14 protein-coding genes are annotated in these 22992 nt (G+C 56.7%); 4 read left to right on the top strand and 10 right to left on the bottom strand.

The annotated features are described in order from the left end of the window. Positions 1-116: 116 nt before the first annotated feature. The 5 genes from HOV93_RS23060 to HOV93_RS23040 all read right to left on the bottom strand — a co-directional run bounded on the left by HOV93_RS23060 (position 117) and on the right by HOV93_RS23040 (position 9457). Positions 117-1829 (bottom strand): AMP-dependent synthetase/ligase, encoded by a 1713-nt coding sequence (locus tag HOV93_RS23060; RefSeq protein WP_207398917.1) that lies wholly within the window; start codon positions 1827-1829, stop codon positions 117-119. A gap of 19 nt (positions 1830-1848) precedes the next feature. Beyond that, the gene (fadA, locus tag HOV93_RS23055; RefSeq protein ID WP_207398916.1) at positions 1849-3009 is read right to left on the bottom strand and encodes an acetyl-CoA C-acyltransferase FadA; all 1161 of its coding nucleotides are present in this window, start codon (positions 3007-3009) and stop codon (positions 1849-1851) included. 30 nt (positions 3010-3039) lie between these two features. Next, positions 3040-5196, bottom strand: coding sequence for a 3-hydroxyacyl-CoA dehydrogenase NAD-binding domain-containing protein (locus HOV93_RS23050; RefSeq protein ID WP_207398915.1), 2157 nt, complete (start codon positions 5194-5196; stop codon positions 3040-3042). A 135-nt stretch (positions 5197-5331) separates the two neighbouring features. Beyond that, entirely contained in the window at positions 5332-7638 is a 2307-nt protein-coding gene (locus HOV93_RS23045) for a HEAT repeat domain-containing protein (RefSeq protein ID WP_207398914.1), read from the bottom strand. 49 nt (positions 7639-7687) lie between these two features. Further along, a complete protein-coding gene (locus tag HOV93_RS23040; RefSeq protein ID WP_207398913.1) occupies positions 7688-9457 on the bottom strand; it encodes a hypothetical protein in 1770 nt (589 codons plus the stop codon). A 212-nt stretch (positions 9458-9669) separates the two neighbouring features. On the opposite strand from HOV93_RS23040, the gene HOV93_RS23035 reads away from it, so the two are divergent. Next, on the top strand, positions 9670-10623 hold the full coding sequence (locus tag HOV93_RS23035; protein WP_207398912.1) for a histone deacetylase family protein: 954 nt from the start codon (positions 9670-9672) through the stop codon (positions 10621-10623). A 6-nt stretch (positions 10624-10629) separates the two neighbouring features. Here HOV93_RS23035 and HOV93_RS23030 read toward each other — a convergent pair whose 3' ends face one another. The 3 genes from HOV93_RS23030 to HOV93_RS23020 all read right to left on the bottom strand — a co-directional run bounded on the left by HOV93_RS23030 (position 10630) and on the right by HOV93_RS23020 (position 13702). Beyond that, a complete protein-coding gene (locus tag HOV93_RS23030; RefSeq protein WP_207398911.1) occupies positions 10630-10863 on the bottom strand; it encodes a hypothetical protein in 234 nt (77 codons plus the stop codon). A gap of 180 nt (positions 10864-11043) precedes the next feature. After that, positions 11044-12360: a S41 family peptidase gene (locus HOV93_RS23025; protein ID WP_207398910.1), complete on the bottom strand. Its 1317-nt coding sequence runs from the start codon at positions 12358-12360 to the stop codon at positions 11044-11046. A gap of 103 nt (positions 12361-12463) precedes the next feature. Continuing rightward, entirely contained in the window at positions 12464-13702 is a 1239-nt protein-coding gene (locus tag HOV93_RS23020) for a DUF4013 domain-containing protein (protein ID WP_207398909.1), read from the bottom strand. Positions 13703-13906: 204 nt separating this feature from the next. On the opposite strand from HOV93_RS23020, the gene HOV93_RS23015 reads away from it, so the two are divergent. Together HOV93_RS23015 and HOV93_RS23010 are read left to right on the top strand one after the other, a co-directional pair. Further along, positions 13907-15541: a DUF1549 domain-containing protein gene (locus HOV93_RS23015; protein WP_207398908.1), complete on the top strand. Its 1635-nt coding sequence runs from the start codon at positions 13907-13909 to the stop codon at positions 15539-15541. 8 nt (positions 15542-15549) lie between these two features. Beyond that, entirely contained in the window at positions 15550-16866 is a 1317-nt protein-coding gene (locus HOV93_RS23010; RefSeq protein ID WP_207398907.1) for a DUF1501 domain-containing protein, read from the top strand. 195 nt (positions 16867-17061) lie between these two features. Here HOV93_RS23010 and HOV93_RS23005 read toward each other — a convergent pair whose 3' ends face one another. Then, positions 17062-18534, bottom strand: coding sequence for a DoxX family protein (locus HOV93_RS23005; RefSeq protein ID WP_235990853.1), 1473 nt, complete (start codon positions 18532-18534; stop codon positions 17062-17064). Positions 18535-18706: 172 nt separating this feature from the next. On the opposite strand from HOV93_RS23005, the gene HOV93_RS23000 reads away from it, so the two are divergent. Then, on the top strand, positions 18707-20242 hold the full coding sequence (locus HOV93_RS23000) for a YifB family Mg chelatase-like AAA ATPase (protein ID WP_207398906.1): 1536 nt from the start codon (positions 18707-18709) through the stop codon (positions 20240-20242). A 1263-nt stretch (positions 20243-21505) separates the two neighbouring features. On the opposite strand, the gene HOV93_RS22995 is transcribed toward HOV93_RS23000, so the two are convergent. After that, complete coding sequence (locus HOV93_RS22995) at positions 21506-22525, bottom strand: hypothetical protein (RefSeq protein WP_207398905.1); 1020 nt, start codon at positions 22523-22525, stop codon at positions 21506-21508. Positions 22526-22992: the final 467 nt, after the last annotated feature.

Raw genomic sequence — 22992 nt, 5'->3', positions numbered from 1 at the left:
CGAGAGACTCACCCCCGTTAGCAATGCATCCTGGCTATCTAACTCTACCTTATTTCCTGTTCAGCGGCTGCCTATGACGCCCCTGAATTTACCATAACTTATTACAAACACAGCAATTAGGACGACCAGACCTTCCACCAGGGCGGCGACACTTCTTGAGGTTTGTACATTTGTTGAATCGTATCCTGATAATTTTTCAGGATGGCATCCCTTCGAAGACTTAGCTTGGCGGTCATTTCTCCGGTCGCTGGCGTGAAGCCTTGGCCAAGGACCGTATACGGTCCGACCTGTTCGTAATCGGCCCGATTGGCCAGCTGACAATCGAGGATGTCGCGATACCAACCGCGGACCGTCGGGTGCTGAAGTGCTTGCCGTTTGGAAAACACCCACAGCTTGGCTTCTTTGATTCTCTTACGCAGTTGATCTGGATCGGGGACAAGCAGTGCCGAGAGACACTTACAGCCTTCGCCACATACAATTGCCTGGGCGACCAGAGGATCGCTGCTGATGGCCAGTTCCAACGCCGCCGGATTGACCTTCCGACCGGTTGAAAGGACCAGCATTTCTTTCTGTCGCCCGGTGATCCACACAAAGCCATCTTCATCGATCAGGCCGATATCGCCGGTACGCAACCAGTCGCCGTCCATCACTTGCCGCGTTGATTCTTCGTCTTGGTAATAGCCCTTCATGACATGCGGACCGCGCGTTTCAAGCTCGCCGTGCTCTGAGATTCGCACCTCGACGCCTGTCAGCTTCTTACCGACACTGCCAGCGCAGCGGGCTCCTTCGGTCGAAACGGCGATCACCGGCGAGGCCTCGGTCAGACCGTACCCTTCCAGCAGCGGGAGGCCTTGTTTCTCAAACGCCTCGATCACGAAGCCAGCCAATGCAGCACCCCCACTAGCACACATCCGCACTTCGCCACCCAAGACCGTTTGCAGCGCACCAGGCGTTGCCAGCTTATCTTTCGCTTTCAGGCCTTCGACAACCTTTTGATAGAAGTAAGGAACCCCATTGATCAGCGATGGCTGGATCGCCTGGCAATCGGCCAATATCGACTCGCGCGAAAACGCCAACGCCAGTTGCGATCCCCGGGCAATCCATGTGTAGACATCGCACGTCCGAGCATACAAATGACTAAACGGCAGAAAGCTCAACCGCTTGTCGGCCGGCTTTTCTTCGTACGCATGCACCACCGCCATGGCGTCGAAGGCCAGGTTTCGATGCGTGAGCATTACCCCCTTCGGTGGTCCGGTCGTGCCGCTGGTATAGACCAACGAGCAGACGTCATCCGGGTCGATGCGACTTGCGTGTTGTTCCAGGTCGGCTAGTGCAAGTTCTACCGACGTTGATAAATCGGTAGTCAGTTCAGACATGACCAAAGCCTGGGACGAACCGTCGTGATCGTAGCAAATCGTTGTGACGGTATCCGCAGCACTTTTAGCGATCCACCCATCTTTGAGTGTCGACTCGACGACGATCAGCGCCGGATCGCAGTGATCTAAGATCTCGCGAATCTGACTGAGCGACGCATGGGTACTGATGGGCACATGCCAGGCACCGAGAAACTGCAATGCTAAATCGAGCGTGATCCACTCGCGACGATTGTCGCTCAGTTGAACGACTCGCGTGCCGTGGGTAACCCCTTGCTTTGCCAGAGCAGCCGTCATGCTGCCGACCTCGAGAAGCAGTTGTTCCCAGGTCGTTTCTTCATAAACAGAGTTTGCCGCTCGCGACCACAGGGCAGGCGATTTCAAGTCGGCGCGGACCCGCTTTAGAAAGATGGCCGCGATCGAATCGGTTTGCTGGATCTCTCCCCCCGTATCCATCCGAGAACTCCGGCTCCTCTTAGTCCAGTCGCTCGAAGATGGTCGCGATTCCTTGTCCGACACCGATGCACATGGTCGCCAGGCCGAAGCGAGCATCACGGTCTTGCATCGCGTGAAGGAGCGTCGTGCTGATGCGTGCCCCAGAGCACCCCAGTGGGTGACCAATCGCAATCGCTCCGCCGTGGACGTTAACCTTGTCCATATCCAATTCCAGAGCACGAATGCATGCCAGGGATTGGGCCGCGAACGCTTCGTTCAGTTCGATGACGTCAATCTGATCGAGCGTCATTCCGGCCCGCTTGAGCGCCTTCTGCGTGGCGGGGATCGGTCCGGTACCCATCAGCGATGGCTCGACGCCAGCTACGGCGGTAGCAACCACCCGGGCCATCGGCTTCAAATCCCATCGCTTGGCAGTCGTGTCAGACATGACGAGCATCGCAGAGGCGCCGTCGTTGATGGGCGAAGCGTTGCCGGCGGTGACTGTTCCGCCGTCGGGCATGAACACGGGGCGAAGCGCCGACAAGGCCTCGAGGCTGGTATCTTCGCGGACGCACTGATCGATGGTAAGCAGCTTTCGCTGGCCTTCTTCGTCACGACCGTGCGTGGGGATGATCTCTTGGTTGAACTTGCCGGCGGCGATTGCGGCACTGGCCTTCTGATGGCTCGCCAAGGCGAATTCGTCCTGGTCCTGACGCGAGATGCCCTGCGTCTGGGCCAGGAACTCGGCCGTGATGCCCATATGCAGGGCCGCTTCCGACGTGTGATGGTAAAGCTTGGGATTCACGTCGATCGCATGATCCATGGGAACATGCGTCATGTGCTCCAGACCGCCGACAATCTGCACGTCTTCCCCACCGGCGATGATGCTGTGCGCGGCTTGATTGAGTGCCTGTAAGCTACTTCCGCAAAGCCGGTTGATGGTAGTTCCGGCTGCCGTGACTGGCAAACCAGCGGTCAATGCGATGATGCGTGCAACGTTCAGACCTTGCTCGAGCGTTTGCTGAGTGTTGCCGAACAGGACGTCTTCGATCTCATTCGGATCGATACCCGTCCGCTCGATCAGTGCCTGGACACAGTGCACGGCCAGGTCGTCGCTACGCACATCACGATAGTAGCCACGTTCGGGGTGGGCTCGACCGATCGACGTTCGCAAACAGTCAATGATTACTGCCTGATTCATGATGATGCTTTCTCTCACTTCCTCGTGGGGTTAGTCCGAGGTCCGGTCGTAAAACTTGCTGTCGTGCTGGGCCATCTCCAGAAGCATTTCCGTGGGCAGGAAGCGTTTGCCGAGTGCTTCCAGCGGCGTGAGCCACTCGACCAGCGTCTTGGCCCCCACGGTGTCGGCCCAGAACAGCAGGCCGCCTTTGAAGGGTGGAAAACCGATCCCGAAGATCAAACCCAGGTCGACATCCCGCGGATCGCGGACGATGCCTTCGTCCAAGGCCCGGGTCGCTTCGAGCAGCATCGGCAAGATCAGGCGGTGCTCGATTTCTTCGTCGGTGATTTCACGCTCGGGTGGGTCGACATACTTGGCAATCAATTCCAAGGCCATCGGATCTGGCTGGGGGCGGCCTTTCTTCTTTTCGTGGTTGTAAAAGCCGAAGCCCTTTTTCGTGCCGAGCCGCTCGTTCTTGATCAATGCCGGCAGAATGGGCGAAACGAGCGTCCGTTCCGGGAACGCATCGTACATGGTTCGACCTGCATAGAAGGACGTGTCGATCCCTACCATGTCGTACAACGCGATCGGCCCCATCGGCATACCGAACTTCGCGGCCACTTTGTCGATGCGTTTCATGTCGACGCCATCTTGCAGCAGCTGCGTCGCTTCGTTCATGTAAGGAAAGAGCAGCCGATTGACCAGGAAGCCTGGCCCGTCGTTGACGACAATCGGAAACTTGCCCAGCCCCTTGGCGTAGGCCACTGCCGTCGCGGCCGTTTCGTCCGAGGTCTTCTCGCCACGAATCACTTCCACGAGCTTCATCTTGCGGACGGGATTGAAAAAGTGAATCCCCACGAAACGCTCTGGGTGCTGCAGGTTCTCGGCCATCTTGGTGATCGGCAGGGTCGAGGTATTGCTGGCCAGAATGGTATCGGCAGGCAGCTTCTCTTCCAGACTTGCGAAGATCTTGCGTTTGAGTTCTAGGTTCTCGACGACGGCTTCGATGATGATCTCAGAATCGAGCAGCTCGTCGCCGCTGGTCGTGCTGCGCAGCTTACCGGCGTAATGAATTGCCCGCTCGACGTTCTTACCGCGGGTTTCTTTATCGAACGACACTTCATCGAGTACCGCACTGGCACCACGCTCGAGGGCTTCCGGGTTGGCGTCGTTCAGCGTGACGGTCAGGCCGCGTTTCAGGTTCGCGGCGGCGATACCACTGCCCATGATGCCAGCCCCGATAACACTGGCCGACTTGAGTTTGCGTGGTTGGGGGCCATCTCCCTCGACACCACTATCCTTCTTGTTGCGATCGGTCAGCAAGAAGACATTGATCAGTGCCGCGTTGACGGGCGTGCCAAACAGCTTGGCCATGCCCTGGGCTTCGGCCTCCAACGACCCTTCGGCGTCGAGCATCGCACCACCGAGCAACGTTTCTAACGCGGCCAAGGGAGCGGGATACTGTCCTTTGGTTTGCTGCAGAATGTACGCCGAAGCAGTCGCCCCGAGAAAGCCAAGTTCGGTCTCGTTGATCGAGATCGGCTTGATGCGTTGGGCGCGGTCGTTTAAATATTGACCCGTTTGCTGCTCTTCACGAATCATTCGAATCGCAGCCGGCACCATCTGATCGGCCGGGACGATGTCGTCGGCGAGGCCCATCTCTAAGGCCTTCTGCGGCGAGACACTTTCGCCGGAAGTAATCATTTTAACGGCGTTGCCCAGACCCACCAAGCGTGACAAGCGAACCGTGCCACCCCAACCGGGATAGATGCCCAGCTTCACCTCGGGCAGCCCGATTTCGGTTTTCTCGTGGGTCGAGACGATCCGCCGATCGCAGCCGAGGGCCAGTTCTGTTCCGCCGCCGACGCAGGTTCCGTTGATGGCCGCCACGGTCAGCCACTTGTGGGCATGCAGTCGACCAAACAGGCTTTGCCCCTGCCGGCACATCTCGTAGGTGTGTTTCTCGTCGACTTCCATCGAAGCCGCAAACTCGTTGATATCGGCGCCGGCGATGAAGATACTAGGCTTCGCCGAATCGATAATCACGCCCACGATATCGTCTCGGTCGGCGAGTGTATCGAGGTGACTGGCTAATTCGTCCATGACAGGACGACTCAGTATGTTCGCCCCCTTATCAGGCAGGTCGAATGTCAGGCAGGCGATATCCTGTTCGGGGAAGCTAAGCTTGATGCTGGAATTGGGGGCCATGTCTGGTTCCGTTTCGTCCCGAGCCAAACAAGTGCTACTTGCATGACCACGTAACTAATCTTGGGGAGCGCAACATGTGGGGGTGCTCCCAGACGCTGGAATTATAACGCGCCGCAGCACCCAAGGTTGAGTAGGCTAACCGGTAGGAGCTAAGATTTCCGGTTCGCTGCGATCGGCTTGCCGGTCGAACCAGTTTTTCCAGGCAGCACACTTCGCTTCTAAAGAAATTGCGTTAGAAATTGAGGATGGCCATTGATCTTTCGCGACAATACTGGACAGTCCGTCCAGTGCCGCCGATCGAATGGACGTTTCATCATCCAACACACGGATCAAAAGAGGGATGTCGCTGGGCTGTTTTCTCGCCACAATCGCTTGCACCGCTTTCAGGCGAACGGCCTTAGACGACGAATAGATCATGCGGTTCCAGTGGTCGATCCCGCGCCGATCGTTTTGGGCGTCGAGCGCCCGGCAGGCTGCCATCTGCACGTCGATGTCGCTATCGGTCAATCGATTGACAAAATCGCCGATGCTGGCCGCTCCATCTACGCTGGACAGGGCTTCAATCGCCGCGACTCGGACATTGGGCACTTCGTGATTCAGTCCGTCTTTGACCTGCGACGTCACGTCATCCATTGGAAAATCGGCGATGTAACGATAGGCGGCAATGCGTATCTGAGGGCTGTCGTGAGCCAAAGCGCGTCGCACGATTTGTTGCGCGGCCTCGCGTTGGTCATTGCGAATCACTTCCATTAACACCGGCCACGTCATGGGCGTGAAGTGTTCGACGTGCGATTGAAGACGCCACACGACAAGTTCCGGCAATGCGGCCTGACGGGACTGCAGTTCAAGCTGCCTTAATGCCGAAAGCGTGAGCCGAGGATCTCCGGAAGTCACCTCAAGCAGTAGCCGGTAGGCTGGATCGCACTGAGGTAGCAGCACGTTAAATAGATAGTCGTTGTCATAGGCCACCAGGGGCTTGGCTGCCTGGTCTACTGCGGCGAGCACCTCTTGCGGCTGCAATAATAAGGCCCGCCTGGCTTCCTGTCGCTGCGATTCGTCCGAGGCATGCTCGGCCTTTTCGATGCGGTCGAGAATGGCCATAACCTGTTCGGCCGTCAGATTCGGGATCTCATGTCGCTTCGTTGGCAGGGGGGCCTCTTCTTGCGGCGATTTCTGCCGGGCCACCAGCTCTGGCGAACGATGAATCATCGCCTCGCGCACTTGGCGGCTATTGTCGTCTTTCAGCTCAGCGAAGATGTCTTGATATTTCGAGTGCAGCGGTACCAACTGGGCCGTGGCCAAACGTACGCGCCAGGACGACGCCTCGGAAAGTCGCGTCCACTGATCATGTCCGGGAATCAGACTCCAGGCAAAGACCGACGCAACTTGGACCAAGGTGGGGTCTTTATCGGTGATCTCTCGGAGCATTGCCTGAGCCGCGGCAGAGCCATCTCGTCCGAGACCAATGACAGCGCTTTCTCGCGTGGCGAACTCTGGCGAGCGCGTCTGAGCGATAAGCGTTTCTAAAGGGGCCACGCTCCGAAGATATGGCTCCCACAGCCCTAGTCGCCGGACTGCCTGAGGCGACAGTTGCTCGAAATGTTCGGTGATCGCGTCCCGCTGGTCAGCTCGATGAAAGACGAGCAGGTCGAGCAGTGTCGCTTGGAGTTGCGGCGATGCTTGCGAGAAGCGTTCGGTGAAGCGGGTTACCTGTTGATCTTCGGTCAGAAGAAATGCCAGGGCTATCCAGAACTGTTGCTCGAGTGCCGTCGCCACTTCTTCGTCGATGGCTTCGGCGGAAGCGATGAGTGAATCTCTGTTCTGAAAGAGCTGCTCTACGATCGGCTTGGCCTGCTTGGGCGGCGTCATTGCCAGGGCTTCCAGCAGAGCGGCCTGGGTGGTGGGCGCGATCTCTTGATTCTCGATCAGTTCGGCCAAACGCTTCGGCTCGACAGTGTGCCCGCTGCGTACCAATCCGATCAGGGCGGTTGCCTGGATCTCGAAGTTGGTCGACTTTGTTCCGTTATCGAAGGTAGCTTGCGGAGAATCGGGCTGATCTAACAGCGATTCAAGCGCCGAGTGACGCCAACGCGTGGTTCTCTGGGCGACGGCCTGATAGACCGGCAGTCCATGATCGAGATACCAACCGCGCGACTCGATATGCTTGGGACGAAGAGCGGTTTCCGAGGTTTGAACGACACTGGCGGCGAGCACCATTTCCGCGGCTTCTACGGCTCGGTCGACGACAGCTGGCGCCTGCGTCGGAGCAGACACGGCCTTCTTCTCAGGCTTCGTCTTAGCCGGAGGCGAAGCGATCTCGGTTAGATCCCGAGAGCCATCGACAACACTACGACAGCCTGCCCCTGTGGCCAGGGCCAAGGAAACAGTTACTGCTAGCAGCGCAGCAAGGATCGAGTGATTGCGAACGGAATGATCGGTCATGCCGCTGCTTTTAGCTGGCAGCGGCAGCTACGACAAGAGCAGTCCCGAGTTAGTTGGGCACATCAGCCGCTGGGGCACCCGGCACATCGGCCGCGGGACCAGCCGCCGCACCAGGAACATCGGCAGGTGGTGCCGCCCCTGGTACATCCGCCGCCGGAGCCCCGGCACCGGGCACGTCTGCGGCTGGGGCCATCGGTCCAGGTACATCAGCGCCACCGGGCACATCGGCACCCCCGGGCACGTCTGCTGCACCCCCAGGAACATCCGCTGCCCCACCGGGAACGTCGGCGGCAGGCTTGGCATCTGCCGCAGCCTCGGGCGGAGTAATGTCGACGGCGGCCTTGGCGGCTAGTTTCTGGGCTGCCACGGTAAGCGTCTCAAGACGTGCTTTGGAATTCTTGAGCAGTTCGTCTTCCCACAGCTCATCGTCGTCAACGGTTGCCAGCATGCCGAACATCGACTTGGCCAGACCAACGATCAGCTGTCGATCTTCTGCGTTCTTGGCATAGCGAATGATCCCTTCGCGGATCTCGCTTCCGTCGCCTGAGATTTGTGTCGTCGAACCGACCAGACCTTGCTTGCAATCATCGAGATGCGTCTTCACGCGACGACGGAACAAGGTTTCCATGCGAACGACCAATGGATCGCGAATGATCTCAGGTTCTGCCATTTCGCCACCTAATTCATCGAATTCGGCCGGTTGACGTCCACGTGATGGACGTCCCGAAGGACGCGACGGGGGACGAGCGGTTGGCCGCATCATCGGGCCGCCTGGGCCGTACTCGCCACCCATAATGCCTGAACCACCTGGGCCCATCATGGCTTTGTAATACTCGGTGATTGCGTTGTCGTACCACAGAACATCAGCCGAGACGGCTTCCAATGCCACTTTGCCAATTTCCGCTGCATCCTTGGCGACATCAAGTTTGCCGGCAGTTTGCGCGTCGAAGGTGAGATTGCCTTTGGCTGCGATGGCATTACATCGCATTTCAATCGGGAGACTCTCGTCGAGAATGATCGTATTAAGGGCATTGGCTAACGCTCCATCACGGCCGGCGTTACCAATATGGCGTGCCACATCGATCGCTCGCTTACGCATCCATGCATGGGCATCAGCCCCGCGATCTTTAGGAGGAGCTTTCTCGCTGAGCGTTTTCACGACCAGGTCCATTACCTTCGTCTTTTCGGCACCTGACATCGCTCCGAGGTTCACCCCGTAAAGCTGACTGTGCTCCATCAGTCCGATCCAGGCACCCACCTTCACTGCGTCGCTTTGCTTGGGATCTTCAATGGCCGACAGCAGAATGGCCGTCGCGGGTGCGTAAGGGACTTCCGGGGTCTGGTTGATGTTGTCCATCTCTCGGGATCGCAAATCGCCCAGCAGCAGAACCGCGTTGTATCGAAGTACCGGGTGATAGTTCGGCTTGATGTATTCGCGCATGAACTCGATCATGATTTCATTGACCATGCCGCGAGCCACTTGATCGGAATTGAGTGGCCCGTAGTAGGTACGCAAGAACTCTTGCCGCTTGGTACCAGCCTTGGTCCAGTTCTCCTTACGGGTCCAGCTCTTTAAGTAAGCATCGCGGAAGAACTTACGTATCAATGTCCGACCTTGCTCGTCCATCGTCCGATTACCTCTGAGGTATTCACGAACGGATGCTTGAGCTTGACCGAAACGGATACGTGTTTGCGTATCTTGCGAATCAGGGTCGATATCGGTGGCCGTAATCGGAATCTCGTTGTACTGAGCCCAGGTTGTTTGCGCACAACACGCCAAGATGGCGAGTACCAGGGTCGAAACAGCAACTCGTTTCATGCCACGGTGTTCCTATTAATAAAAGACGTCTCACCCCAGCTGAGCCAGGATTGAGCGCCGATGAGATAAGCGAGGGAATTTAGGGAGTACTATTCCCCAATCGACGAGTTATCTAATCATACCCTCTGACATCGGTTAGGTTAAGAATAGTTGCTAGTTGGAATTGATGTCAACGAATTAGCACAATCCCCCCAAAAGAGCCGATCCCGGCAATGACCAGCCTGCTTTACTACCACGACCGATATCTTCAGCACCTAACGGGCAAACATCCGGAATGTCCGCTGCGTCTCACGACGTGTACGACCCACCTTCGCGACAAAAATATCTGGGAAAAATGGACCAGACCAGGCTTCGAGGCGGCCACGATCGAGCACGCCCAACTGGTTCACACACAAGAGATGATTGCCCAAATCCAAGACTTGGCCGGCATTGGAGGGGGGAATCTCGATGCCGACACGGTCGTTTCGCCTGCTTCCTACCAGGTCGCCCTGCTGGCGGTAGGTGCGGCGATCGACGCCACGCGGCAGGTTGCTCAGGGGGAAGCATCTAATGCGTTCTGCCTGATTCGACCGCCTGGGCATCATGCGACATCCGAGACCAGCATGGGGTTCTGCCTGCTGAACAACATTGCCATCGCCGCCGCAACCGCGGTGAAGAAGTTGGATGTCCCCAGGGTATTGATCGTCGACTGGGACGTTCACCACGGCAACGGGACGCAAGAGATCTTCTGGCGAGACGAGAACGTGGCGTTCTTTTCCATGCATCGCTATCCCTTCTACCCTGGCTCCGGCGATCGTGATGCCGTGGGGGAAGGTCCTGGCCGAGGCTATACCTGGAATTTGCCGGTCTCGTACGGGACCGATCGCATGGCAACGCTCACGACGTTCGAGTACCAACTCCAAGAGTTCGCCGAGCGCGTGCAGCCAGAGTTGGTGATGATCAGCGCTGGCTTCGACGCCCACAAAGACGATCCGGTCGGCGACTTGGGGCTCGAAACCGAAGACTTTGCCACCCTGACCAATATTGTCCAAGAGGTGGCCGACACGTGGTGCGGGGGCCGTATCGTGAGCATGCTCGAAGGGGGCTACAATCCGCCACGGCTGGCCGACTCGATCGAAGTTCACCTGCGTGAGTTAGCACAAGCCTCGATCAAGAAGGCCCCCTAACGATCCCTACTGGTCGAACTCGTCTCCCTCGGAAACTTCGTCCGCCACACTCAGCATTTTCAAGAGAACCACAACGTACGGGGTTTCTGGGTGCGGATTGGAAGGCAGTGGCCGCGAGAATGTTTCCAAGTCCACGCCGGACTCAGAACTGGTGGGGGGCCACTGGAAGTAGTCGACGTTGCAAACCATCAATGCGTCTTTCAACAAACCGGGGGAGATCAGGGAGACTAGCCGGTTCATATTGCAATCCGAATGCCAAATTCCAGAAAAGGCACTCGAAATTGCCTCAAGTCGCTGATATGCGTGGTTTTCGATGATGGCAATGAATCGGCATAATTTGCCCCGATTATGCCTTCGGAATAGCCGCTCAGGTCGTTGGAAGAAATTGCAATTCACGTTTGCAAAACGTACCAGAAACGCTTACTTGTTCGCTTCCTCGATCACTTCGATTGCCTGTTGCAGCTGTGGGTCTTCAAAGTCGAGAAGGACTTGCTCTTCTTCTGAGACTTCTCTCTCGGTAGCCGATTCTGGGTTGGCGAAGTTGGTTCGATCGACGTCGTTTAAACGCCTCGCCTTGATGACTTTCGTCAACGTCTCGTCATCCAGCTCCAATTCCCAGCCTTGGTCAGGAGCCACGCCCCAATCGTCTTCTTCCTTGGAATCGGGAAAACGATGAATATTGCTTCCGTTGGGTCGCCAGTACGTCGCCGTAGTGATTTTGATCGCACGACGGTTTCCATCGAGCGGGAAGATACTTTGCACGGTGCCTTTGCCAAACGAACGTTCTCCGACAACCGTCGCTCGCCCGTGGTCTTGCAGTGCGGCCGCGAAGATCTCACTCGCGCTGGCACTGAACCGATTGACCATCACCACAACCGGAAGATCTTGACGGACCAACGTTCCGCCGGACGATGCTTCGTAAATGTCGCGAATGCGGTTGTTCCGGGTACGCGTTGTTACGATGTCTCCCTGATCGATAAACAAGTCGACCATCTGGATTGCCGCCGTCAGGTAGCCACCGGCGTTGCCTCGCATATCGATGATCAATCCGTCCACATCATCGCCAACTTGCTCTAAGGCGAGTTCGAAGTCTTCCGCTGTACGGTCCCCGAACGAATCGACGCGGATGTATCCAATGCGGGGATTACTGGCGAGATGGAAATCCCACTTCCCCCCTTCTCCGTGCGTATCCCCCATAACCGACTCGACCATGATATTGGCTCGGTCCATTGTGATATCGACCAAGTCGTCCTGGCCGATGTGCCGAACGGTAAGGGTTACTGACGTGCCGGTCTCGCCATGTAGGCGGTCCAGCGACTTGTCGAAGTCTTCACCGTTCAAGTCGACCCCATCAATGGCCACCACGACATCCCCGGCTTGGATTCCAGCTTCATAAGCGGGTGCCCCGGCGAGCGGGGTGATGATCACCATCTCTCGGTTTTCTTCGTCGAAATCGACATGCACGCCAATCCCACCGAACTCTTGGCCAAGCTCGCGGCGAAAATTGGAATAGCGAGGTGGGGCAATGTAGACCGAGTTTTGATCCAGCGGAGCGGTCAGCCCTTCCATGGCGGCGTCGAACAGATCTTCATTCTCAACCGGGCGCACGTAGAACTCGGAGATCGTCCGCAACCCCTGCTGAAACATCAACGCGTAACGCGATTGAGCCGCCGATTGATAACAGATCATCGCCGTCACGAAGGCAACACAAATCACGATCAGGTTTCCACGCGGCATGGAAGACTCTTCAACCTAAGAGCGAGAAAGACAGGAAACGATGGCTCTATCGTACCCCTTTACTGGGGACGGTCCTAGTGCCAACGCTTGAAGCAAGCCGATGCTAAGCCCCCAAAAATGGCACCGGAACCAGAAACGCGTGCTGCTCTAAAAGGCTATCCGCCCCGCGCCACGAGATGTACAAAAACAAGTACATGAAGAAGATATAGGACACCACCACGGGGATCGCAGCCAGGCGGCTTAACCAACGCCAGGCGAAGTGGGCCGGTTTTTCCCGCCGCTTAGCCACCGCCAGGGCCCAGCCAGAGAGCATCCGAGCCGGAAAGATGAAGATCACAAAAAATAAGCTCGGCAGCCAGGCAATCTCGCGATCGATCATTTCGACTTTGAGCAGATACAGCGGCAGGGCAAACAACAGCGTAATAAAGAGGGCCAGCCACCACGCCATCGGGGCTTGAACAAACAACCGCCGAATCGCTCCCACTTCAAACAAGGCCTTGAAGCGATTCTCGGCCGCGAAGCGAGCTTGCAAAAACGGGAGGTAAAGCAGCACAAACGCAAACACCAACATGCCAGGCAGGCTCACCAGGAAAGCGGCCGCTGGTTCATTGATCTGCCGAGCACCTATCATCCACAGCACCGGCACCAACAGCCAAATCAGCGTGCCGACGAAGCCGCGGGCTCCCATCGAAAAATAGTGCCATAAGTGCAGTTCTTTGATGAAAGCTAGCGTGCCTTCCCGGGCCTGAGCATACATGCCGCCGTGGAAGATGGTTTTGAAGAACTTGATCGGTGCCGGCCAAAGAAAATGCCGGAGTCGCCCACCCCGATAACAGGCCCAAGCGACATGCAGGCTGACGGCAACGGTCGCGACCATCGTCACCACCCACAGATTTCGCGTTTGAACGCTTTCAGGGTCGATCAACCAGGCGCTTTGCCAGGCGTCGGACAAAAGCCGCAGCGGCAGAAACATCAGCCAGGCCCCGGCGACAATACTTCCGATGCGGGCCGCTTTGCGAATGCCGACAAACCCTTGCGTAAATTTGCCAGTCCGGGCAATTCGCCCGCTAACTTCCAGCAAATAGCCCAGGCTCATCAAATTCAAAATGGGCACGGTCGCTAAAAAGGCGAGGATCACAATCATGGAAACGACGCCAAAGCACCACTCCCAAGCATGCATTAGCCCATCGACAGCCCGCCAAAACACATGCTTTTGGGGAGGTTGGGCCGTCTCTGAGGGTGCTTCACTTGCCGATTCTTCCGGCAAATGGTTGAGCGGGGCAATCAGTTCCTCGGCAGGAACCAATGCTTCGTCTTGCCAGGTTGAGTTGACCACAGACATCGGTAGATCCAGAATGCGATGAGTAAGGAATCAGCGTAATTCCTTATGTCTGTTCTACCTAACGCGATGTCCCGATGGTTTTGATAAATCCGCGAAAACAAAAACTTTCCTCAACAACAGGAAACAAAGATCTGCTGCAACCGGTAACAATAGGTACTTAGACGTTCCTTTTCTAACCATGTGAGTCTCACAGCGAGTCTTCCTATGTGGCTCAAGAATATTGCCTTTATCGTCTTGGCCACCGTGGTCTTGGCCTCTCTGGCCAATTGGTTGCTTTCGCCCCCGAAGGTCGAAGCTGTCGACGACCCCGTAATTGTGGTGGCAGATGACTTCCAGGCTGCGAAACTAGCCGTCGATGCTCAATTTCAAGAGGTTTGGCAAGCCCGAGAGCTGCAGCCGGCTCCCCAGGCCGATGATCTCACGATCGCCCGTCGCATCTCGCTGGGGCTGACCGGCTCGATCCCCTCGCTGGAAGAGATCCGCCTGATCGAGAATCGCCCCGACGAAGATCGCTTGGCTTGGTGGGTGAACCATCTTCTGGAAGACCGCCGCTATGGCGACTACATGGCCGAGCGTCTTTCGCGTGCCTACGTAGGAACCGAGAACGGTCCGTTCCTGATCTTTCGCAAGCGGCGATTTGTCACCTGGCTCAGTGATCAGCTGATGGAGAATCGCCCCTACAACGAACTAACGCAAGACCTCATCGCTGATTCCGGCCTGTGGACCGATCACCCAGCGGTTAATTTCATTACGGCCACCGTCGACCAAGATGGAACCAAGGAGCCTGACGTGGCGATGCTGGCCGGTCGCGTGACCCGGGCCTTTCTAGCGACTCGAATCGACTGCGTGCAGTGTCACGACGACAACCTTGGTGGCGATCTCAAACAAAGTGACTTTCACGAGCTGGCATCCTTCTTTCGTGAAGCCCAGAACTCGTTTGTCGGCATCATGGACAAAAAGGGAAAGCCATACGATTACCAGTATCTGCATGCCGAAGAAGAGACCACGGTGCCGGCCCAAGCCCCGTTCAATCAGCACTTGATACCCGAGTCGGGCGGGACGCTAAGAAATCGCCTGGCCAGCTGGGTGACGCACCCTGAAAACAAACCATTCTCAAGAGCGATCGTCAATCGTGTGTGGGCGGTCATGACCGGCCGTCCGCTGGTGGAGCCGGTCGACGACATTCCTCTCAAGGGAAGCTTTGAAAAAGGTAATTTCCCAGCAGGGCTCGACCCACTGGTCGACGATTTCATCGCGCACAACTTCGACCTGAAGCGATTGATTCGCTTGATCGCCGCGACCGAAGCGTTTGGGCGGGATAGCCGCGCCGATCATGAAATTACCGCCCAGCACGAACAAGCCTGGGCCGCCTTCCCGGTGACCCGGCTTCGGCCAGAACAGGTTATTGGCAGCGTCAATCAGGCCTCCTCGTTAAGCACGCTCAATGCCGACAGCCACGTTCTGACAAAGCTCATTACCTATGGCGAAACGAACGATTTCCTGCAACGGTATGGCGATGCGGGTGAAGACGAGTTCAGCATGGACGGCGGCACCATTCCGCAGCGTCTGTTAATGATGAACGGAAACTTGGTCACCGAGCGCACCAAAAACAATTTCGTCCGCAACGCTGCCACGCGTATCTCGCAACTGTCGCCCAACGACGAAACGGCTGTGGAAACGGCCTTCCTGTGCGTCCTGACGCGACGCCCCAATCCCGTCGAGCTAGAACACTTTACCGATAAGCTCGAGAACGAAGAGATCCCATCGAATCGCTCCCAAGACTTTGAAGACATTTACTGGGCTTTGATGAACTGCACCGAGTTCGCCTGGAATCACTAGGAAACGCCATGACACGCTTTCAACATCTGCTCGGTCCCGAAGGTTGCGGCACGTCCAGCCACTTTAGCCGCCGCACGCTTTTGCAAGCCGGTGCCGGCCTGGCCTGGCTGACGCCTCTTTCCCAGGTGCTGGCCGCCACTTCCCAAGAGAAGTCCAGCAAGGGACGCCCCAAGTCGGTCATCGTTTTGTGGATGCAAGGAGGACCCAGCCAGCTGGAAACGTGGGACCCGCACCCCGGCAAGATGATCGGCGGCGACACCAAGGCCATCGACACGTCGCTCAAAGGCCTGAAGATCGCCGACACGATGCCCCTCACCGCCGAAATCATGCACGAAATGGCCCTGCTCCGCTGCGTGACCAGCAAAGAAGGAGACCACGAGCGGGCTACCTACAACATGCAGACCGGCTATCGGCCAGACCCAACGCTTATTCACCCATCGATCGGCGCGATTCTCTGCCACGAGCTTTCGGCGAAAGGAGTTGAAATCCCTCGTCATGTCTCGATCTTCCCTTCCGAGTTCTCTGCTCGAGGTGGTTTCCTGGGCAACAAGTACGACGCGTTCAAGATGTACGATCCGACTGGCCCCTTGCCAGACCTTCCCAAGCGGGTTCCGGAAGATCGCTTCGATGCCCGACTAGGAGACCTGGACATCCTCGAAGCAAGCTTTGCCCGAGGCCGTCGGCTGGATCTGGAAAAGAAGAAGACCCTCCATCGCGAGACGGTCGATCGCGCCACCACGATGATGACGTCGGACCAGATCGATGCGTTCAACATCGACGGTGTTCCCCAAGAGGTCAAACAGCAGTTCGGCGATACGCCGTTTGGCCGGGGCTGCCTGTGCGCGACGCAGTTGATCGAGACAGGCGTGCGATGCGTGCAAGTAACCCTCAATGGCTGGGACACGCATGCCAACAATCACGAATTTCAATCGGCCAAGGCCGGCAACCTGGACGCCGCACTGAGCGCGACCATCAAGTACCTGAAGGAGCGTGATCGACTCGACGATACCATCGTCCTGTGCGGTGGCGAGTTCGGGCGAACCCCCAAGATCAATCCAGCCGCAGGCCGCGATCACTGGCCCCACGGTTTCAGCGTCGCCTTAGCCGGCGGCGGAATTCGCAAAGGAGTGGTCCTCGGCGAGACCGACCCGGAAGGACAAAAGATCACCGCCGAGACCAAAAACGCGGTTCGTGTCGAAGACATCCACGCCACCATCCATGACGCATTGGGAATCAACATCGACAAAGACTTCCAAACCCCCATCGGCCGCCCGATGGCAATCTGCCAAGGAACCGCCATCCCCGAGCTTGTTGCCGATGCCTAAGGGCTCGTCACAGCGAATTGGATGGGGGTGGCCCAGAGATTTATCTCTGGGTGGCCATCGGCCACAAGCGGCTTGTGAGTTGGGCTGGAATCCGATGGAGACTTAGCTACTTGTTCACGTTCTTGCCTTAGCCGCTTGTCGGCGTTGCCGACCCAGAGATAAATCTCTGGGCCACCCCAGGCTGTCTCCCTGCCGTTAGTCGAGAGGTCGCTTTCGCTCGAATTCGAGAATCGCATCGAGCGTTATGTTCGATTGCTCATACTCAATAAACTGCAACTGCGGCTGATTCAACAGCGTCTCGATCGCCTGGTTCGTTACCGGCGTATCAGTAAGCCCAATGCCAACCAGTTTCGGCAGCAATGGCAACCACTTCAGGTCGTCGTCGGTCACTTCGCACCCGGTCAGGTTGATCTGCTCGAGATTTGGCAGCCCTGCCAGCATGCCAAGCAGTTCCGGCCGGTATCGCCGCGGGGGGACCTCGACGGCGTAAATCGTTCCCTTTTCCTCACGCCTAAGCATTTTCGCACCTGCCCGGGCCAGCAGGAAACGCATTCGCCGGCTCTCGACCTCCATCCCGTACACTTCGTCGTCGCTGCCTTGCACGAACTGCTCGCGGGTTTGTTCGACCAAGTCGCCACGCTCGCCAAGAACATAATACTTATCCCCCAGCCAAGGCCTGGGCTCAGACAGGTGCAACTTATCGCCCGGCTGCGAAGAGCGCTCGAAGTATTGCACCAGCAATCGCCGCTCGTTGGGAAACGGTACGTAGAGGTCCCCCCAGCCCGAGATCTTCGCCGCGCCGTTTGGGGTGGTGATCATTCCTTCCGGCAAATGATTCGAGTAAAGCACGCTGGCAATCCCATGATCGACCCAGCCCACATAAAACCCAGCCGGGTACATCAACAGCAGTCCCGCCAGAATCCATTCCCAGCGTAGCTGCGGACGGATGCTCGGCGCGTTCCACATCACCCAACTGCCAACCACCGCCGTGGCCAGATTCCACGGCATCACGCTTTCGTTGTGGTCGTAGAAAAGTGGGGACAAGAAGATCACAATCCCCACGTGCATCAGCGCACACGGTATCGCTGCCCAGCGGGGACGAAAGATGGCCAGCAAGCCGACGGTGACTTCCCCAAGCGAAACGCCATAGGCGAACAACATCTGGAAGTCTTCCGGGTTCACGTGCAGCGAACTCACCATGTTCCACGAGCCGAACGAAAACCAATCAGGCGACAGCAGTTTGTGCGTGCCTGCCCATAGCCATAGCGAGGCCAGAAACCACCGTACAATGACCACGCCCACGTTCTCGACGGCGGCCAGCATCAGCACCGCATTGGCAATCACCTGAGGCTGCGTACGGTATTGATCGAAACCAAACGCCAGCAACAGCGAAGCCGCATGCACGGCCAAGCCCATACGAGGGCGGATCAACACCAGTACCAGCGTGGCCAGCAGCCACCCGCCAAAAGGAATCTGCGGCAGATCGACCAGCGGCAAATGGACCGGTGCTTCGCGGACTTGCCACAACGGCCAAGTAATCAAAATCGTCGCAGCCTGGGCGACCACCGCCACGACCAGCATTCCATACCGCATGCGCGAAAGCCCCAGCACCATCGGCTGAGCCTCCGGCAACGTATCGGCTGTTTCTGGCTGAGAGATTGTGGTCATGTTCCCAACGCCGCTTCGATATTCGTTAAAACCCTTAACCATAGCACACAACCGGTCATTTACGCGTTGATCGAGAAATCCTGATGAATCGCTTGCCTGAGGGGGGCCGCTTCTCACACAATGGGGGTTACCTCAAGATAAACCTTCCAATGACGGCGACAAGGAATTCGGCATGCTGGCTCAACTTTGCACCTACACGATGGCCGGCATCGATGCGATTCCCGTGGAGGTCGAGGTCGACGTTTCTCCCACCGCGCTTCCCAAGACCGTACTGGTCGGCCTGCCGGAAGCCGCCGTCAAGGAAAGCGTCCACCGTATCGAGCGGGCCATCGTCAACTCAGGCTTCTTCTGCCCGCGTGATCGCGTGGTCATCAACCTGGCCCCGGCGGAAATCCCCAAAAACGCGGCCTCGTTTGATTTGCCCATCACGCTTGGCGTGCTGCTGGGAAGTGGGCAACTCACCAGTGACCGGCTTAGCGAATACGCTATCGTCGGCGAACTGGCCCTCGACGGCAACACGCGTCCCATCCGCGGTGTACTTTCCAAAGCGATCGAAACCGAGAAGCAGAAGCTACGCGGAATTATCGTGCCGGCACAAAATGCCCGGGAAGCTGCCGTCGTGGAAGGGATCGAGGTCATTCCGGTCGCCAGCCTGAGTGAAGCGGTCGGCTTTCTGTCGGGTCAGCTCGATATCGAACCGGTCCCACCCCAAATCCACGCCTTGCTGGAAGAACACTCTGCCTACGAAGTCGATTTCGCCGACGTCCGCGGGCAGGAACTCGCCAAACGAGCCGCCACCATCGCCGCAGCCGGAATGCATAACCTGCTGTTAGTAGGCCCTCCAGGCTCAGGCAAAACAATGCTCGCCAAGCGGGTTCGAACGATCCTGCCGGAACTGACGCCCAGCGAATCGGTCGAGACTACACGCATCTACAGCGCTACCGGCCGCCTGGCCACCAACGAGCCGCTGCTGGCGACGCGGCCTTTTCGTTCGCCTCACCATACGATCTCTGAGGCTGGCCTGGTCGGGGGTGGCAGCAACCCGGCACCCGGCGAAATTAGTCTCTCGCACAACGGAATTCTTTTCCTCGACGAGCTTCCAGAGTTCAACCGCCGCACGCTGGAACTGATGCGGCAGCCGCTGGAAGATCGCCAGGTGACCATCAGCCGGGCTTTGCGTAGTGTCACCTTCCCGGCCGACTTCATGCTGGTCGCAGCGATGAACCCTTGCCCGTGCGGTTTTCGCAACGACCCGCGCCGCAACTGCCGCTGCTCGGTCCCGCAGGTCGAAAAGTACGTCGGCAAAATATCGGGCCCGCTGCTCGATCGAATCGATATTCAGATCGAAGTCCCTGCGGTCCCTTACCAAGAGTTGGCCAGCACCACGGAAGGAACCAGCAGCGAGGAGCTGAAAGAGATGGTCATCTCGGCCCGCAAAATTCAAACCCGCCGCTTCGTCGGCAGCCCTAGCCGTTACAACGCCCAAATGAGTAGCCGCGAAGTCCGTAAGCACTGCCACGTGGAAGAAGAAGCGGCCAACCTGATGAAGCAAAGCATCAGCAACTTTGGCCTGAGTGCCAGGGCCTACGATAAGATCCTGCGTCTGGCGAGAACGATCGCCGACCTGGAATCGGCCACGGTGATCTCGGCCGATCATGTTTGCGAGGCGATTAACTACCGAATGCTCGACCGGAGTCTGGTGGGGTAAAGTGGATCCCCGGTGGGTCACCGCTCCGGCCCCGGTGCAAGCCTCGACGGCCGATCGATCGGCATGCCTTGGCTCAAACCGCAGGCATGGCTCTCGCGTTAACTTCTGCGAAAGACAAGACTTCCGGTCGCGCCGCAGCGTCCTAGGCTGATCCGATGGGGCATCCGCTGATCGGTCGCCGCTGGCAGGGCAGATCGGCCGGCACACCGGCACTTTCTTTGGCATCCGACGAGATTTTCGGCCCAGCCCAGGCGGACTTTGGCCTGCGTGCTGGGTCGCCGGCGGCGGAGACGCTTCGCGTGCTTCGGCTTCGTCCAGCGCGCTCAGTTCCTGCTGCAGGCGGTCGATCTCGCGCTGCTTCTGACGCAGCTCTGCCTGCATGCTCTGATAGACATGCAAGATGCGGTCGGCAAGCGGCGTTGCCGGACCTTCACAGGCATCGGCAGGGCTGTTCTGACTTGGTGTTTCGATGGGGGTAGACATAACAATACTTCTTTCGGTGAAAGGGAACAGGCGTGCCGCGATTAGGGCACGCGTTTAGGTCAAATAGTTCGATCGGTAGCCCAACTTAGAAGGGTTCCGGCGTCGAATACCCAAGAAGATTTGGGCGTCGCAATTGGGTCCCTGAACGTGAAGAAATACACACGGGACCGAGCAGAAAATAAAGAAGCCGGAGAAGTGACCCCGGCGATGAATTTAGGTATACCAGCCTGGTGTGCGCTTTTGCTAGAGCGCCAGCAAATTTTTTTAGCCGAAAGGCTCGAACCACGATCCCAGGCAACACCTAAGCCCGCTTGGGCGTTTGGGTTGCAGAACTAACAAAAACCCGCGATTTTTTTTGGGCCATCGAACGCGTTGGAATAGACAAGGCGCCAGAGGAAGAATCGGTATCAAGACTGTTTGTTTTTCCATATCGTGGCGATTGCACAAGCCGACTACCGCAGCCAGCCGATTCACCACTTCACACTGCTGAGGGCGGCAGTGGCACACCCCAAGATGCTGAACAAGCTGGAAGGATAAACTGTGTCACCCGGCCAGACGACCGAGTAAAGAGACCTGCCCCCGTTCCTACGTCCGCCGAGAATCGAAACGACATCATCCTGATCAATCCGGCGAGGCATCGGCTCTTCCCTGCAGCGCGAGACACGGATTTGGAAAAACGTTATCATCGCAGAAAGAGATTGGACGCACTACCGTAGATTACCTAAAGTGCGTGCTGGCCGTGGTGCCCCTGCTGGATTGCCTCCTTTGACATTAATAGAGTTAAGGTCGAGCAGCTACATAGCCATAGAAATTTTTGAAAAAGTCCTCTGTCAATAACTCGCCAGTTTTCGGCACTCGAAATTTCCCTGTACCCTGGTTGTAAATTTCTAGATCTACAACCTTAGAAGACTTGTGTACTTTACGTAGCACCACCCAATGATCAGGAAATGTGGAACTCACAGTTTGTTTTGCTGACTTTACCATGTTAGAGTTGATAAACAAACAAATACGAAATCCCTTTGCCATCAGTCTTTTAATATCATCCAAGGCGTTATCCCCCTTGGTAAAGTATACATTGGTCACGTTTCTGACATCACGAAAGCCGGCTCTTTCGAACCATGACGCCATTTCATTGGGCATCGTGATCCCTGCAAACTCATTGGAAGCAGTCTGGTAGTCGAAAAACCAGTTTTCGGAGTCACGAATCGATGCTGCGGTCAACCAATCAACCGGCGAGATCGAACCTTTGGCCGGTTTGTAGTTGCGAGTATCACTGCAAGGTTTAATCGTTAGCTCGCCAATCGTTCCGCGACCTTTGTCGTAAAGATCAGCAGCAAATTCTACGTATCTAAATGGCCGGTGAGTTGCAATGGAGAACAGTAAGGAAGTCGGACCACACAGGCTCGCATGTTTCTGAGCAATTATGCCGGGGTCTGAGATTCGCATTAACAGGCCAATCCCGACTTCATCGCGGTCGAGATTTGGAAACACACCATTTCCTTCCAGCTCTAAGAAGTCACAGACTCGATTTGCCGCACTACTCGTCACTTTGAGTTTTTTCTGCTGATTATCACTGAACATATTCCCCTGACGAAAACAAAGCTTCCTTAGCAAACGTCTAGAGCGGTCAGGAAGCGTCTTCGAATGCTTAGAAATTGCTTCTAGATTCTTTCGCTCAAGTTCTGTAATTCCACCGCAATCGAGAGTGCTCCGAATTATCTCAATCACGTCATGATGTGATAACTTTCCGTCTTTCAGTGCTTGCTTTCTTGCACTACGTATCGAAGAATCCCATTTCATTCTAGTCACCCAAATTCACAACCTGGCCCAGTAATGATTAGTTAGACAAATAGAGTTCATATCAATACGTATTGTCGACAGATGTATACCTGCCAGTAATACACACCCCCAAAATAGCGGGAAAGCTGCCTGCCGTCAAGTATTTAAAGGCGACGGCAAATACGCTCAGGATTTCAATATAGGTACAACTTGCAGAAGCGGGAAAGAAACGGTGTCAGGATTCGTCGTTTCTCCAGAGGACGGAAAGGGGGCAGGTCCAATACTGTTCGGCACAAGATTTGACCGGTTGGTTTTGTTTTACCAGATGTTGTCTTGAGGGAAGAAAAGGGGACGGGGGTCATTAATCTGCCTTGGGGGTGTGATACACTATTCAGTAATAGTCCACGATCCCATTTGCTGCTCGGTGAAGTGCCATGCCTCGACAAAAGCGTGCCGATGAGGGAGGTTCGATCTATCATGCCCTGAAT

This window comes from Bremerella alba, from assembly GCF_013618625.1.
In the GTDB taxonomy this organism is placed as follows: Bacteria; Planctomycetota; Planctomycetia; order Pirellulales; family Pirellulaceae; genus Bremerella; species Bremerella alba.
Note: the sequence above shows the minus strand (reverse complement) of the source record. Positions and strands in the feature narration are given on the sequence as shown.